The following is a 16,172-nucleotide window of genomic DNA, read 5'->3' on the forward strand; positions in this document are numbered from 1 at the left end:
AGATTCAACGTAGCTTAATGGCTGAACGGCCTGATACTTGGTGATACGACAAATCAATAATACACATTTGTCACAAAACGATTATCAAATTGAATTTTACGGGCTCGGATTTGTGCTACCGAAAGTTAACCGTATTTTTGCACTTACTCTGTAATAAAGTAAGGGTTTGCCCTGATAAACAATAGCAATAAGTGGATTTATTTGAGAAACTACGTAACAACTTAGGCCCCATTGGTTCGCCGGCACGGGAGTTCAATGGCCACCATTATTTCGCGTTCCCTAAGCTTGAAGGCGAACTTGGCCCACACATGCGCTTTCGGGGCAAGGAAGTGCTGAACTGGAGTTTGAACAACTACCTGGGTCTAGGGAATCATCCTGAAATCCGGAAAGTAGATGCCGAAGCGTCGGCGCAGTGGGGGTTAGCCTATCCAATGGGTGCCCGCATGATGTCGGGGAACAGTGATCTGCATGAGCAATTCGAAAAAGAACTGGCCGACTTTGTTGGTAAAGAAGACTCGTTCCTGTTAAACTACGGTTATCAGGGCGTGATGTCAGCTATCGAGGCCGTTGTGGACCACCGCGATGTCATCGTGTATGATGCGGAGTGCCACGCCTGCCTGATCGATGGTATTCGGCTGCACAAAGCCAAAATGGGGGAGTACTACAAGTTTAACCACAACGACATGGCCAGCCTGGAGAAAAACCTTCAGCGGGCAACCAAAAAAGCCGCCGAAAAAGGAGGAAGTATCCTGGTGATTACGGAAGGCGTATTTGGCATGTCGGGTAAAGTAGGTAGCCTGGATAAAATTGTTGCCTTAAAAGAAAAATACGAATTCCGGTTGTTGGTCGACGACGCGCATGGCTTCGGTACGATGGGGGCAACCGGCGCGGGTGTTGGCGAAATGCTGGGTTGTCAGGACGGCATCGATCTTTATTTCTCCACGTTTGCCAAATCGATGGCAGCTATCGGAGCCTTCATTGCTGCCGACCATGACATCATCATGTACCTGAAGTATAACATGCGGTCGCAGACGTACGCTAAAGCCTTGCCGATGCCTTATGTGGTGGGTGGCTTGAAGCGGCTGGACATGATTCGCAACTCGTCGGAGTTTCGGGATAAACTATGGGAAAATGTTCGCGCCCTTCAGAGTGGTTTGAAAGAACGTGGCTTTAATATTGGTGATACACAATCGCCGGTCACGCCGGTTCTTTTGCAGAATGTGAAAGGCGGAATTCCGGAAGTAACGAGCCTGATTCGTGACCTGCGCGAAAATCATGGCATCTTCTGTTCCATCGTTGTTTACCCGGTTGTTCCTAAGGAAATCGTGATGCTGCGGATCATCCCAACGGCCGCTCACACGCTCGCCGATGTGCAGTATACGCTCGAAGCATTCTCGAAAGTAGCCGACAATCTGGAAAAGGGATATTATCGTCAGAATACAAGCGAAATTGCGCCAGAAACCATCGAAGTATCTGCGGAAGCAGCCAGTGAGTAGGGTTTTTGTAAAAAAGTTGTATTTTTTGGCTATTTTTTTGTTCTGCCTATTGCGCTGTATGAGAGAATGACTAAATTTCGATCTAAAACCGCGTTTTTAGCGGAATTTGGGCATTTTACACACTTAAACCCATACACATCGCTATGGCACGCTTCGATGAAGTAAAGAATTTGGTTCTATCGCTTGAAGGTGATTTCGAGAAATTCTACGAAAAAAATAACCAGGCTGCCGGAACTCGCGTTCGCAAAGGAATGCAAGATTTGAAGACGTTGGCACAGGAAATCCGTTCTGAAGTTCAGAACGCAAAGAACAGTGCCGCGTAAGTAAACGGTCGTCTTGACCATCAAGTAAAACGCCCTCGTCTGGTATAGACGAGGGCGTTTTCATTTTCAGGAATCAGGCAACACCGGATTTCAATCTGATGGTGTACGTGTCCATTTTATTACAAACAGATTCCCACCGTAGCGACCTACGGACGGGTTTATAAAATCTTCTCCCGGTGCATGAGCGTGGCCATGCCTTTGGTGGTCACCTTACCCGTTTGCACGTCCCGAATTTCGCCCAGAATCTGAGCCGTGTGCTTCACCGGGTCCGTGGACTGTACGGTGAAGGTGGCTTCGTAATCGGTATCGACAAACATAGGTCGCAGGAACTCCAGTGTCTGACCCAGATAGACCGATCCGTAGCCTGGAAATTCGGTGCCGAGTACTTTCGTAAACACGCTGGCTCCCAACATGCCGTGTATGATCGGTCGCTTGAAGGGTGTTTGCGCGGCAAAATCAGCGTCGAGGTGAAGCGGGTTATTGTCGCCGGTGACCCGGGCAAAATCAGTTACATCAGCCTGTGAAAAACGGAACGCATAGCGATGGACGGCATTGAGGCCAAAATCAGGAATCATAGTGACGGATGAGGGATGAGTGAAAAGTCGGTAAAGTTCAGCATGTCTTTCTAAATTATTTATCATTATTAATTCATCATTCATAATTTATTATTCAACTGTACCTTCGTGCTAATTATGCTGAGAAACCTATTTTCGCTCGATACGGCGACAGCGAAGCGCGTATTTGGTTTAGACATCATGCGGGCGGCTGCTATTCTGATTGTGGTGGATGCGCACGCAACCGTTGCGCTGAAAGAATATTACAGCGGAGCCTTCTGGCATCATCTGCTGCCCGATGGTGTGGAGTTGTTTTTTGTCCTGAGTGGCTTCCTGATCGGGGGAATACTCATTCGATCGTATGAGAAAAAGGCGACGTTTGATCGCCAGTTATTGCTTAACTTCTGGACACGCCGGTGGTTTCGTACATTGCCCAACTATTATCTGGTTCTAGGCGGACTGATTGCCTTTGCCTTGCTTCAGGCATTACGAAGCGGCCTTCAGCATAAATTACCCGACAAAAGCACCCTGATCAGCTATTTCTTTTTCCTTCAGAATTTTGCTCATTATATTCCCGATTTCTTTCCTGAAACCTGGAGTCTGGCTATTGAAGAGTGGTCGTATATAACGTTGCCGCTGGTACTCTGGGCCTTCCACGTTCTTTTTTCAGCTCGCTGGTCGCGTCAGCGCATTGTGTTGACAACGATTCTGTTCATTATTATCGGGACTAATCTGTACCGGTTCATTACGGCGCTTCAGATTCCAATTACCGAAGGCGAATTAGGGTATCGGGGTATTGTCATTACCCGATTGGATGCGATTTCATATGGGGTTTTGGCCGCCTATGTGAAAAACTACTTTCCCGTAAGCTGGCGGGATGATGCCTTGCGTCGCCGGTTCTTACGGATTGGTCTGGTGTTGACACTCATTGCGGCTTTTACCTCGTCTGTAGTTATTATAAAATATTACGGTGATTTCGGGCTTTTTCCTGCCTACACGTTTTATAAACGCACGTTTTATTTCCCGGCTATCGGCTTGAGTATGGCGCTGTTGATGCCTTATATGGACGGATGGCGTACGGCTACAGGCTTATGGACACGGTTCGGATTTGCCCAGGCCATTACGCATATCAGCCTGATTTCTTACTCGATGTACCTGCTCAATCTGACACCCATCATGGTAACGTTCATTGAGCGGATACCGACTACGTCTCTTGCTATGGGCTGGTTCAAGGTTGGGCTGTTCTGGGTACTCGTGCTGGTTTTATCAACCCTGCTGTTCAAGTTTTTTGAAAAGCCAGTCACCCAGCTTCGTGAGCGTATTTCTGCCAAAGAGCCTACTCAGTTGGTTAGCGAACGGGTAAACGAGTAGGACCTCGTGGGAACGCTAGCTGGAATGGTCACTGACGATAATCCAGCGGTTTTTGATTTTGCGCCATAGTAACGTGAAATGCCCTTCGGTGTTGCCAAGCTCCGGACGCGTAAGCTGGAATCGACCAATGACGTAGGCCAGCGTTGGGGTTAACAAATCCAATTGTAGAATATCGAATTTTAGGGTGCCCATCGATGCTCGGTCAGGATAACGCTTCTTGTAATTTGCCAGTGTAGCCTGATATCCGTAGGTAACGCCAACTTTACTGACAAAGGTCAGCGAGTCTGAATTCCAATAGCTGCTCATAAACCTGTCGACGCGCCCGGCATTCCAATCGTCGGTTTGTCGCTTGAGCGCTTCTAAAATAGATCGGCGATCGCGGTTCGCGGTTAACTTTTGGGAGGAGGACTGGCACAGACTGGGAAAAGCCAGCAGACTGAGCAGCAGAATGGAAAAGAGTTGTTTCATACAAAGTGGGTGGGGCGGTTGAAATAACTAATTGGCCGACCGGTCAACGTTGACGAATAGACTGTATTTGTTCGTTTTGTAAGGTTAACTATAATTTTGAACACTGAGTTATGAGACTACAGGATAAAGTCGCGATCATTACCGGGGCGGCCCGCGGCATCGGCCAGGCAGCCGCCGACGTATTTTGCCGGGAAGGCGCCATCGTTGTTATCTGGGATTTGCTGGCCGAGGGCGAAATAACGGCCCAACTGCTTCGGGATCAGGGATACCGCTGCGATTTTATGCACGTTAGCACAACCGATGTGCCCGGAATCGAGATGGCTGCCAAAACGGTGTATGACCAATATGGACGAATCGATATCCTGATCAACAATGCGGGCATAACGCGGGATAAAACGCTGCTGAAAATGTCATTCGATGAATGGCAGCAGGTTATCAACGTGAATTTGACGGGTGTATTCAACTGCACGAAGGTCATTGCCCCGTATATGGTCGAGCAAAAATACGGACGCATTATTTGCACATCGTCCATCAATGGTGTGCATGGCGCTTTTGGCCAGACCAATTATGCCGCAGCCAAGGCCGGTATTATTGGCATGGTGCGGTCATGGGCGAAAGAGCTTGGTCCTAAAGGTATTACGGCCAATGCCGTGGCCCCAGGATTCATACAAACAGCCATGACAGATGCGATGCCCGATGAGGTGCGTAATCAGGCCGTGGCCACCATTCCGGTACGGCGCATCGGTAAACCGGAAGATATCGCCAACGCTTATTTATTTCTGGCCTCCGACGAAGCCTCGTTTGTCAATGGCCATGTGCTGGCTGTCAATGGCGGTCAGGCTTTGTAAAGCGTACCAAAGGTCGTGTCTTCCTATAGCCCACAGAACTCGATGCCTATCGCATCAGGTGAGGAGTGTATACAGGCTAAAGAAAGACGCGCCCATGAAACACAATTAATTAAAGACGGGAATTGTCACAGCCAGATAGGCCATGTTAGCGCGGTTGCGGAAACGATTGTTGTCGGCTACGACATCTCGGTTGGATACGGTCGTTTCTGTCGTGAGCCATTGATAGCCTAGCTTGACACCAATTCGTTGGCTGATCCGAATCCGGGCATATACCTCTGTCGATAAGGTCCCGATGTCATTATCACCGAGTAGTCGTGCATTCAAAATGCTTGGTCGTGATTTCTGAAAGGTGTTGGCCCCCCGGAAATAGGCCGTCGTTGAATCGGCTCCTGTAGATGATTTTATCTGAAACTGACCAGTCGACGATTGGTAGCGGCCCATGCGCGACTTACCGAATGAAATCCCCAGCAGGTCGGCGCTTACACCTAACTCCACTCTTCCCAGGTTGACCTGCGCCCGAATCCCCACGTTCAGCGAGGTATTGGTCATGTAGTCATAACGGACAGTATCTACATTATTGACAAGAACAGGGCCCGATAAAGCAGCGAAGCCCGTTTTCCCGCGTGTCAGGCGGGCTGGTGCAGTGTAGTAATTTATATTGTCGCCGTAAAAAGCACCCAAACGGGCTGTCCAGCCAAGCGAAAAGCGTTTCTTTTCGCCGATATTGATTAGCTGATAGTAGGTGATGGACGGGTTGTAATTGTTTTTCGAATAGGCCATACCCAGATCATAACCACTACTGAGACGGGCCGATACCGGCGATTGGGCAAATGTGAAAAGGGGAAAGGCGCTAAATAAGAGTATACAAATTAATTGCTTCATCAATACAGTAAGGCTGTTACGGTGGCAAAGATAGTTAATGAAAAGGAGCCAATAGGTACATGCTGAAACGGAATACGGGCGATGGGTTGAGAAGACGCCGTAGATTTCTCTAACCGCATCTTCTCAACCCATCGCCCGTATTCTATTACGTTAACTCATTTTTAAGACCACGGCCCCTAATGGCGGGATGGCTACGTTGATCGACTGCGGACGACCGTGCCATAATTCATCTTCACTGCCGATAGGCGATGCGTTTACAATGCCACTCCCGTAAAATTCGGTTGCATCGCTGTTGAAGATCTCTTTGTATGAACCTGCCGACGGCACTCCGATCCGGTAGTGAGTGCGTGGGATGGGCGTCATGTTCAGAACAATCAGTAAATTATCTTCGGGGCGATGTCCTTTCCGCAGGTAACTGATAACGCTGTTTTCCCGGTCGGAGGTATCGACCCACTCAAAACCGTCCGGTGAGAAATTACGCTCGTGCATAGCCGGTTCAGTTTTGTATAGCCTGTTCAATGCCTTCATGCAGGCCAGCACGCCTTTGTGCGGAGCAAACTGGAGCAGGTGCCAGTCGAGGCTGTCATCGAATTTCCACTCCGATGTTTGCCCAAATTCGCCACCCATAAAGATCAGCTTCGTGCCGGAGTGGGTAAACATATAAGAAAACAGAAGTCGTAAGTTGGCAAATCGCTGCCACTCATCACCGGGCATTTTGCCAACCAGCGAGTGCTTGCCGTAAACTACTTCATCGTGCGAAAGGGGCAGCATGAAGTTCTCGGTATAAGCATACACCGTGCTGAAGGTCAGTTCGTCCTGATGGAATTTACGGAAAGCCGGATCGCGCTCGAAATAACGGAGGGTGTCGTTCATCCAGCCCATCATCCATTTCATGCCGAAACCAAGTCCACCCGTATACACAGGGCGGGATACGCCCGGAAAAGCTGTCGATTCCTCCGCAATTGTCTGGGTATCCGGAAATTCTTTATAAACCGCTTCGTTGATTTCCTTGATGAGCGAGATAACTTCCAGATTTTCGCGCCCACCAAATTGGTTAGGCTCCCATTCGCCTGCCTTACGGGAATAATCCAGGTAAAGCATAGACGCTACCGCATCAACGCGCAGTCCATCGACATGGCAGCGGTCGAGCCAGAACAGGGCATTGCTTAAGAGAAATGAGCGCACTTCTGGCCGACTGTAATTGAAAATATAGCTTTTCCAGTCTGGATGATACCCCTTGCGCGGGTCCGGGTATTCGTAAAGATGCGATCCATCGAACTCGTACAGGCCGTGTGCGTCGCCCGGAAAGTGGGAGGGAACCCAGTCCAGAAATACACCAATACCTGCCTGGTGCAACCGTTCGATGAGCTTCATGAACTCCTGTGGGGTACCGAAGCGACTACTGGGGGCAAAGTAGCCAGTGATCTGATACCCCCACGACGGCGCATAAGGGTACTGCATTACGGGCATAAACTCAACATGGGTAAAACCCAGATCCTGCAAATACGGCACCAGGGCGTCGGCAATTTCGCCATATGTCAGCTCCCGTTCTGGGTTGCTGGGGTCCCGACGCCAGGAGGAGAGGTGCATTTCGTAAACCGAGATGGGCGCATCGAGCGCGTTTTTCTCTTTCCGGTTGCTCATCCAGTCCTGATCCTGCCATTCGTAATACGTATCCCAAATGACAGAAGCCGTTTTGGGCGGAACTTCCCACCAGTGGGCATAGGGGTCGCCTTTCTCCAGTTCGCGCCCGTTTTCGCTCACGATAAAATATTTGTAGGTTTCGCCCCGGCCAATATTTGGAATAAACAATTCCCAGATACCCGACGAATCCCAGCGGACATTCATGGGCTGGCTTCCTTTGTTCCAGCCATTAAAATTGCCGATGACCGCAACGTATTTGGCCGAAGGTGCCCACACGGCAAAATAAGTGCCGATAACCCCGTTATGTTCAACGACATGAGCGCCAAATTTCTCGTAAAGGCGCTGATGTTTTCCACTGCGGAACAGATGAATATCGAAGTCGGAGAAGCGGGAGTAGGGACCGTCGTTCTGGAAAGCTTCGCCTGCCGTGCCGGGTGTGCTTGCAGGTTGTTCGGGTAGTGTAGGTTGCACCGTTCGCTCGGCTTCGGCCGAAGGTGTAGACGTTTTGCGTTTTGCCATTGGTTGGAACTAATAGATACGTTGTTGAACGTAATCAGAAGCGGAAAGTTAGAAAAAAACTTATCCTTACCTAGAAAAACGTCCGGTCAATTTGTCGGTCAGATGTCCATCCATTGTTTTAAAACGGCGTTCACCTTTACTGTGGTTACTAACTTTTAATAGCAATAAAATTGAAAAAAATAGCAAAGTCGGTTGCTTAAAGCCTTTCTGGACACCTGACCGTTTTCTCTATTTGGTTTGCAGTAAATTAGTTTGCAGCATGGCCACATGAGGAACAGTGTTGCCGTCGCTCAGTCTAATTTTTTCAATTTCACGAATAACATCAATGATGCCTTTCAGTGGAATTTTTACCCAGGATGGTCGATAACTTATTTCATAGCCCAGCTCATAAACTGCTTTTTCGAGCAGGTAAATCAGGAGCAGGAAATTGATTTCGCTATTGTTTTTGAACAGGGGGTGTGGGGTGCCAAAAACGTCGAGATAGGCGTTCATAAACGTATCCCGGATCAGGTAGAACCAGCGGTCCGATACGCGTTGCAGGTGGTCGGGATCCAGCGCGTCGGTTTCCGTCGAGTTGAACAGCTTGGCCGAAACGGCATAGTGATACGACCGAATCATGCCAGCCACATCTTTCAGGGGTGAATGCTTTATCTTTCGTTCGGTGATACTACTTTCTGGCTCGCCCTCGAAATCAATGATAACAAAATCATTTTCAGTAGCCAGCACCTGCCCAAGATGATAATCACCGTGAATACGAACCCGAAGCGACTCGATGGGGCGCGTACGGAAGTCGTCGATAAAGGTCTCGATCATCTCCTTTGCTTCCATAAATACCCAGGCAAGCCGCTGCGCCTGTATATCGAGTTTCGTATAATTATCGATAAGCAGCGCGTACCGACGCTCAAGTAAGTCCTCGAAGCGCTTAATTAAAAATTCGCGATAATCATCTGTAAAGGGTTCCGGTGCAAAAGCCGGATCGGTAGGCGCGTTGGGGCGGGAAGGTTTATACAGGGCGCAGTGCATTTCGCCCGTTCGGCGTCCCAGTAATTCCACTTTATCGAATACGTCTTCCCGAATGGCAAACAGTCGCTGCGGTACGGCATACAGGAAATCGTTCAGGTAATCGCCCGTTTGCATCCACGAGTCTTTGTCGTTGGGCACCATCCGCTGCACCATCCCCAGAGTAATATCAGGTCTGTGATCGCCCTGCCAGACAATGCTTCCGCCAAAAGCCGGAATATGGTCGAACTTGCTCTCATCCGTCAGAAAGGCGATCATATCAACTTCCGGGTTGGTTTCCTGGAAGAGCTTCCGGTAGAGCTTAAGAAAATATTTATCGCCAAACGTCATAGCCGAGTTGCTCGAATCCACAGGTAACACGCGTGACGGGAGTCGTTCATGCCCCTCTTCAAGCCCGTTTCCCCGATGAAACGTCAGGCTACCATCGGTTTGAGGCAACGTATGATTCTGGTAAATCGCTGAAAACAACGCTTCCCGGAATCGTTCGTCATAAATGGCATCGATCAGCAAACCCGTTTGTTTACCAATCGTAACCTCGCCGATACGCCCTTTTTCAGGGATATCCGCAACCTGGAAGGACAACTTATGTACGGTATGGTCGTCCAGGAATGAAATGGGTAATAGGTAATTTTCAGGGACACCTTCTGCATAACGGGCTTCCAGAATCAGTAAATAAGCGATTGCCCCATCCCGTAAGGGTAGTGAATGGACTGTTTTTACTGAAAAGCCTGTCTGTTGCCTGGCCTTGCCGGCAAACCAGCGACATGTATTGACGTATGGTGGCAATACTGCTTGTGCCAGCGTTTCCCAAAACTGGACATTCGAGTCGGCATCAGGCCAGGAAGTAAGCAGATTTATAGATTGCGTTGTGAGCATAGACGAAAAGCGGATACAGTGAGACGGCACACAGCGCAAGTCAGAAATTTCTTGAATACACACCAAACAAGAACTGACGACGCCCACCCAAAAGGCTAAACGGGTACCGCTGTATGAACGTAGGTATTTGGTTGTGAGACGCATCCGGATCCAGACATGCTGGCGCGGCTCATGGCCAAAGACTTAACTGTAAAAAGCCCTCCCTGTTTAGGCAAGGAAGGCTTTTGTGATATAAAGGCGTAGCCGGTAACCAGTTAGCCCAGCGCTACGACGTGGTTGACCACAGGCGAATGGCTCTCCCGCAGACAGCTTGTCCGCAATGGCTTCAGCGGACGGCTTGTTTGTCTTGACTCAGCTAGTCACGGATAGATCAGCATCAGATTGAAAGAGAATGAGCCAGTATGGACATATCCCACACTGGCTCATTGCAATGATAAAGTAGAATCAATAGTTGCCGATCCGGATCAGGGTTACTACCTGGTGCTTATCCGCAAAAGGGAGAGGTGTGGATAGAAATTATAGTAAATCAAATGTCGATATAGGAAGGCAAATTCGCTTTCTGATTTGGGACAAATGCTATCGGATTGGGGACATCCAGGGGGTAATACCTTCAAAAAAGTGACTACTGGCTGCTTTTAAGGCTGTGCGCTATAAATTCGGATGGCGTTTTGTGGTAAAATTCTTTGAAAAGAATCGAGAAGTGTGATGGCGTTTTGAAACCTACCAGATAGGCCGTTTCGGTTGCACCATGACCTGCCCGCAGCAGATCAGCCGCTTTTCGAAGCCGGTACTGCCGAATCAATTCATTAGGAGCTAACTGAATCAGCGTATGAATTTTCCGGTAAAGTGTTTTTCGGCTCATCGCTACCTGCTCGGCCAGCCAGTCTACACTGATCGTTGAATCGTCGAGGTGTTTGTCCAGTATAGAATAAATCTGGTGCAAAAATGGGTCCTGAATTGATTCCAGCGGGACTTCAGTATCTGGCTGAGTAAGTTGCCGATGGTACTGGTCTTGTAGTTTCTGCTGCCGGGTAATCAGGTTGTGAAGCCGTGCCTGCAGTTCGTCTAGATGAAACGGTTTTGCCAAATAATCGTCTGCCCCTTTCTGTAGACCCTCCATACGGCTTTGGTGAGCTGCTTTGGCACTTAACAGAATGACCGCAATATGATCGGTCGCGGGATGATTTTTGATGCGATGCGTCAGTTCGTAGCCGTCCATTTGGGGCATCATTAAATCGGAAAGTACAATGTCTGGCAATTCGGTCTGTGCCAGTTGCCAGCCTGTCTCTCCATTGGGGGCACTTAAAACCTGATACGAAACGGCCAGCTCGGCCGCTAGAAACTCGCGTAATTCGGTGTTGTCTTCAACGATGAGTACCAGCGCTTTAGGTGGATTGTCAGGGGCTGGTTTGTCAACGGAAGCTGGCGTGGCACTAGTGTCCCAATCGGCAGGCACGGCCTTTCGGCTAGACAGGGTTACGTAAGGGGCATCCGCCTTCTCGTGCACAGATAGGACAGGCAAAGTCAACAGGAACGTAGTGCCCCTATGGAGCTGACTCTCTACCAGGATAGTGCCGCCTAGTAACTCGATCAATTCCTTCACCAGCGCCAGGCCAATGCCGGTACCTTCGTAGGAGCGGGTACGCGAATTATCGACCTGGTAGAAGCGGTCGAAAATATGCGGCAGGTTTTCGGGGGGAATGCCGATGCCGGAGTCGGTAATGCGAAGCTGTACACTGGTTCTATCCTGTATATCCGGCGTGGGGACTGCCTGGAGCGCAACGGTCACCTGTCCACCTTCGGGTGTGAATTTCAGGGCATTCGACAGTAGATTTGTGATTATTTTCTCCCACTTATCGGCATCAAACAATCGCTCTTTGGGCGTTACCGCTGTCGCTGTATAGATTAACTGTATATTTTTTAGCTCAGCTCCCTGTTGAAACGACTCGATAATGCGGTTGACAAATTCCGCTACTTCGCCCCGCGTCAGCGCTATGTTCATGTGGTGCGCTTCCAGCTTCGAGAGGTCCAGTAACTGGTTGATAAGCCGAAGCAACTGGTCGGCGTTGCGCTGTACCAGAGCCAAAATCTGACGGGTAGAAGCGTCAAGGCGTCCATCCTGCAACAGCTTCTCTACGGGTGAAATGATCAGGGATAAAGGCGTACGAAATTCGTGGGTAATGTTAGAGAACAGGCGTGTCTTCAACTCGTCGACCGACTTTAGCTGCTCGGCTTCGCGCCGGTTGAGTTCCAGTTCCTGCTGCTGCCGGATCCGGTTCGTGTAGAATCGAAAATACATCCAGATGACCCCGCCTGCGAGCAAGGCATACAGGCTGTAGGCCCACCAGGTAGCCCACCAGGGCGGATGAATAAGGACACGAATAGACGCACCTTGGCTGGTCCAGATGCCATCGCTGTTGGCTGCTTTGACACGGAATGTATAGCGACCCGGCGACAGATTGGTGTAGTTGGCAAAATGGCTGTTCCCATTCTGAACCCAGTTTTTTTCGACCCCGACGAGCTGGTAAGCGTACTGGTTTTGCTGCGATTGATTGTACGAGAGGGCTGCGAACCTGAAGGATAGAAAGTTTTCATCATGGTTCAGCTCCAGTACAGTATCCGTCAGCGGTCGTTTCTGCCCCAGTACGTTTATCTCGGTTATATAAACCGGGAAAGGACGTTTGTCATCGCGAATGCTGTTCGGATTAAAATAAACGACACCATTCAGGCTACCAAAATAGAGCTGGTCGCGCTGCCGGAAAGTTGCGTTTCGGACGAAATCATTACTGGGCAGCTCATTGTTTAGGCCGTAATTTCGAATAGATCTGGTGTGTGGATCAAATCGACACAATCCCTGATCGGTGCTTAACCAGAGGTGCCCCGAACTATCGCTGGTAATCCCCAGAACGTTATTTCCGGGCAATCCATCCCGGTGAGAAATAACGGAGAACAAACCCGTTTTTGGATCGAAGCGATTAAGGCCTCCCTGGTGCGTGCCGATCCATATGATACCATCGGCGGCTTCGTAAATAGACTGAACATCGTTGCTGCTCAGCTGACCTGCTGGGCCTGCCGTGTACCGGGTGAAATGGCTCGTTTGCGGATGGAGACGGCAGATTCCCTGCCGTTCGATCAACACCCAGATATCGCCGGTTCGGCTCGCCATTACGCCATGCACATACTTGTCGGGCAGTGCATTAAGGCCTGTTTTATAATAGGTATAATGATGGGTGATGGGATTGAATGAGGCAATTCCGCCTTCTCCGCCAATCCACAAATCGCCGGAAGGTGAGCGATCCAGAAATTGAGCAGGTACTTCAGAAGGATAATTGCGATAATGACCGGATGCCTGATCGAATTGGTACAAGCCATCGGTGGTTCCTAGCCAGATGCCATCAGATTGGTTTGTTAGCAGGGCGCAGATCAGGTTTTCGTGCGGTCCGACAGAGCCTAGTGCTGCCGAAGGGATGGCCGTAAAGTTTTCTTTACCCGCTTTTTTCTGGTAAACAACGCGCAGATTACTAACCCAGAACTGGTCATGACTGTCCTTCAATAAGGCAACAACCTTGTTCTCGGGCAGGTTTGCGGTACCCTTATTGGGTATTACCTGATACGTCTGGAAAGGTTTTATGGCAACGGCCTGCCGGTCGACACCATTGTCTGTACCCACCCAGAGCATACCCGTTCGGTCATGATATACAGCCTGGGCGTTAACACTGCTGATGCCCCTGGAGGCATTGGGCTGAGGACGGTAAGTAAAAACCTTATCATTCTTCGTATCGATGCCTTGCAGGCCATTCGTTGTGCCGACCCAAAGGATTCCCTTGGCATCGCGGTGGACAGAATTCATGTACACAAACGGGTTGATAAGGCCACCTGGATTGTACGGTATGAATTGCCAGGGGCGACGGCGCAGATCGAGCCGAAACAGACTACGACCTGCCGTGCCGAGCCAAAGCACATCGTTGGCGTCCAGACAAAACGAAATGAACGTGGGCTGATTGCCCGTTATGCCCGAAATGGGGAGGGGTGTAAATTGACCAGTTTGTCGATCAAAGAGATACAAGCCTCGGTTTGTGGCTACCCAAAAGCGATGGTCATAATCTTCAAAGACAGTTTTGATGGGTACATCAGGCTGGGGCGACGGGTAAAGCGTAAACTGATGCCGGGCGGGTTGGTAGCGGGCCAAACCGGCAAATGTGCTAATCCAGAGCACTCCTCCTTTGTCTTCATAAACGGAAAGTTGCTTGCTCCATTTATGGGCGTTTTCGGCGCGAATGAGATGGGGCGTAACGAGGCCCGTTTTTTTGTCCACTTCATGCAGGCCACCCCCTTCGGTTACCACCCATAAACGGCCCGAATGGTCTTCGCACAGGCCTGTTATGTTATTATTCTGAAAGCTTTGCGTTGGGTGCTTCGGATCATGTTGCAGGATCGTAAAGGTATAGCCGTCATATTTGTTTAGCCCCTCATTGGTTCCGAGCCAGATAAAGCCTTCCCGGTCCTGAAGAATACAGTTGACCGAATTGTTGGATAGCCCGTCTTGGACAGACAAATGGTCAAATTGATTGGCGATGGGTTGCCCCAGTGTTCTGTCCGTTATGTCTCCAATAGTAGGGTGCGCCTGCGAGAAAACCTGTCCTGATGCAATCAGTAACAGAAAAAGCAGGAGTAAACGTGTCATACTGTCGAGTATATACTTTATGTCGATAAAACTAACCTAAATTGACGTTATTCCGTACTATATTGATATTACTGCCAGGCGTTCTTTGGGGAAAAATCATAGGCCACCTACTTTATTATTCGTAAAAGGAAATTAACAGGCCAATTCTCCTATAATAAAGAAGTAGATTTTCAGGCAGTCAACCTGCCTACTACCAGCAATGCTTTTTGGATAAAACAGGACTTGCCGGTACTTTTGACTAGCTACGAATAAGTAGGCTGCACGACTCAACTCCATTGATAAATTACGCCATGGCCGACCACACGACGCATACGTTTTTATACACTTCGCCAACCATATTCGCTGGTTTTTCTAACATAGTTGCCGCTGAAAGTACCCGTCATGGGGGCGTAAGTCCAGCCCCGTTTACGTCGCTAAACCTGGGCATTAACACCGCCGATGAAGTAGCGAATGTTGACGAGAACCGTCGTCGTTTTTTTAGCGCCATTGGGGCCAGTGCCTACGCGTTTGCTTCTTCGCATCAGGTTCACGGCACCGAGATCAAGTATGCTGTGGAAGCAGGTCGTTATACGGGTTACGATGCGCTCATCACAAACAAACCGGGCTTGCTACTTGGCGTCACCGTTGCGGATTGTGTACCGATCCTGATTTACGACCCGGCACAAAAGGCAGTTGCGGCTATTCATGCGGGCTGGCGTGGCACGGTGGGGGGAATTGTCACAAAAACGCTGGCCCAAATGCACCAACTGTTTGGAACAAATGCCGAGCACTGTTACGCCTATGTGGGAACCTGCATCGATGAACGCGCTTTCGAGGTTGGGCCAGAGGTAGCTGAGCAATTTGACACGGCTTTCAAACGGGCTGATGCGGGTAACGACAAAAGCTTTGTCGATCTGAAAGCCGCTAACGCACACTTGCTGGTGACGGCTGGTATTCCAGAAAAGCAGCTTGAGGTTTCACCTTTTTCCACCGTCCTTCATAATGATACTTATTTCTCCTATCGGGCCGAACAGGGCCAGACTGGACGTATGCTGGCAGTAATTGGTCTGGCCGATTAAACAATAATTAATTTGACTGAGTTATGTATCTGTTTTTATCACATACTTTTTACTCAATACTCAAACGTCATGGGAATCCTGGTATCAATTCTGGTAGGTGCAGTAGCCGGCTGGCTAGCTGACCTCGTTTTCAAACGGTTTTCGTTTTCGCTATTTGCCGAAATTTTACTCGGTATCGCTGGTGGCTTTGTAGGCGGCTGGATTTTTGGCCGTGATGGTGGTGTAATCGACCAAATTCTAACGGCCTTTGTCGGTGCTGTCATCATCCTTGGCGTTGCTGCTTTAATCAAAGGTTCGCGTCGTACGGTGTAATACAAACAGGATTTGTTAACCACAGAGGCACAAAGATTACAGAGAAGTTTACGTTGAAAACTTTGTGGTCTTTGTGCCTCTGTGGTTAACAAATTTGCGCTGTTACTTAGCTGTATG

At 49.3% G+C, this 16,172-nt stretch carries 12 protein-coding genes; 6 read left to right on the forward strand and 6 right to left on the reverse strand.

The window, feature by feature from the left end:
- Positions 1-191 precede the first annotated feature (191 nt).
- Together ACYU8Y_RS24225 and ACYU8Y_RS24230 are read left to right on the forward strand one after the other, a co-directional pair.
- Complete coding sequence (locus ACYU8Y_RS24225; protein ID WP_460940732.1) at positions 192-1,496, forward strand: aminotransferase class I/II-fold pyridoxal phosphate-dependent enzyme; 1,305 nt, start codon at positions 192-194, stop codon at positions 1,494-1,496.
- 143 nt (positions 1,497-1,639) lie between these two features.
- Positions 1,640-1,819, forward strand: coding sequence for a histone H1 (locus ACYU8Y_RS24230; RefSeq protein WP_460940733.1), 180 nt, complete (start codon positions 1,640-1,642; stop codon positions 1,817-1,819).
- 158 nt (positions 1,820-1,977) lie between these two features.
- Here ACYU8Y_RS24230 and ACYU8Y_RS24235 read toward each other — a convergent pair whose 3' ends face one another.
- Positions 1,978-2,394, reverse strand: a complete 417-nt coding sequence (locus ACYU8Y_RS24235; protein WP_460940735.1) for a MaoC family dehydratase — start codon at positions 2,392-2,394, stop codon at positions 1,978-1,980.
- A gap of 117 nt (positions 2,395-2,511) precedes the next feature.
- Here ACYU8Y_RS24235 and ACYU8Y_RS24240 point away from each other — a divergent pair, with 117 nt between their 5' ends.
- A complete protein-coding gene (locus ACYU8Y_RS24240; RefSeq protein ID WP_460940736.1) occupies positions 2,512-3,744 on the forward strand; it encodes an acyltransferase family protein in 1,233 nt (410 codons plus the stop codon).
- Between the two features lie 15 nt (positions 3,745-3,759).
- Here the strand turns inward: ACYU8Y_RS24240 and ACYU8Y_RS24245 are convergent, their stop codons facing one another.
- The gene (locus ACYU8Y_RS24245) at positions 3,760-4,212 is read right to left on the reverse strand and encodes a YybH family protein (RefSeq protein ID WP_460940737.1); all 453 of its coding nucleotides are present in this window, start codon (positions 4,210-4,212) and stop codon (positions 3,760-3,762) included.
- 110 nt (positions 4,213-4,322) lie between these two features.
- On the opposite strand from ACYU8Y_RS24245, the gene fabG reads away from it, so the two are divergent.
- Positions 4,323-5,060 (forward strand): 3-oxoacyl-ACP reductase FabG, encoded by a 738-nt coding sequence (gene fabG, locus ACYU8Y_RS24250; RefSeq protein ID WP_460940738.1) that lies wholly within the window; start codon positions 4,323-4,325, stop codon positions 5,058-5,060.
- Positions 5,061-5,165: 105 nt separating this feature from the next.
- Here fabG and ACYU8Y_RS24255 read toward each other — a convergent pair whose 3' ends face one another.
- The 4 genes from ACYU8Y_RS24255 to ACYU8Y_RS24270 form a co-directional block, all read right to left on the reverse strand.
- Positions 5,166-5,942, reverse strand: coding sequence for a hypothetical protein (locus ACYU8Y_RS24255; RefSeq protein WP_460940739.1), 777 nt, complete (start codon positions 5,940-5,942; stop codon positions 5,166-5,168).
- A 150-nt stretch (positions 5,943-6,092) separates the two neighbouring features.
- Complete coding sequence (glgB, locus tag ACYU8Y_RS24260) at positions 6,093-8,105, reverse strand: 1,4-alpha-glucan branching protein GlgB (protein ID WP_460940740.1); 2,013 nt, start codon at positions 8,103-8,105, stop codon at positions 6,093-6,095.
- A gap of 228 nt (positions 8,106-8,333) precedes the next feature.
- Positions 8,334-10,001 (reverse strand): putative maltokinase, encoded by a 1,668-nt coding sequence (locus ACYU8Y_RS24265; protein ID WP_460940741.1) that lies wholly within the window; start codon positions 9,999-10,001, stop codon positions 8,334-8,336.
- Between the two features lie 622 nt (positions 10,002-10,623).
- Positions 10,624-14,685 carry a hybrid sensor histidine kinase/response regulator transcription factor gene (locus tag ACYU8Y_RS24270; protein ID WP_460940742.1) on the reverse strand — a complete coding sequence of 1,354 codons (4,062 nt, stop codon included), beginning with the start codon at positions 14,683-14,685 and terminating at the stop codon, positions 10,624-10,626.
- Positions 14,686-14,975: 290 nt separating this feature from the next.
- Between ACYU8Y_RS24270 and pgeF the strand changes: the two genes are divergently transcribed.
- Both pgeF and ACYU8Y_RS24280 read left to right on the forward strand, forming a co-directional pair.
- Positions 14,976-15,743 (forward strand): peptidoglycan editing factor PgeF, encoded by a 768-nt coding sequence (gene pgeF, locus ACYU8Y_RS24275; RefSeq protein ID WP_460940743.1) that lies wholly within the window; start codon positions 14,976-14,978, stop codon positions 15,741-15,743.
- A 69-nt stretch (positions 15,744-15,812) separates the two neighbouring features.
- A complete protein-coding gene (locus tag ACYU8Y_RS24280) occupies positions 15,813-16,055 on the forward strand; it encodes a GlsB/YeaQ/YmgE family stress response membrane protein (RefSeq protein ID WP_460940745.1) in 243 nt (80 codons plus the stop codon).
- Positions 16,056-16,172 lie beyond the last annotated feature (117 nt).

This window comes from Spirosoma humi, from assembly GCF_054776575.1.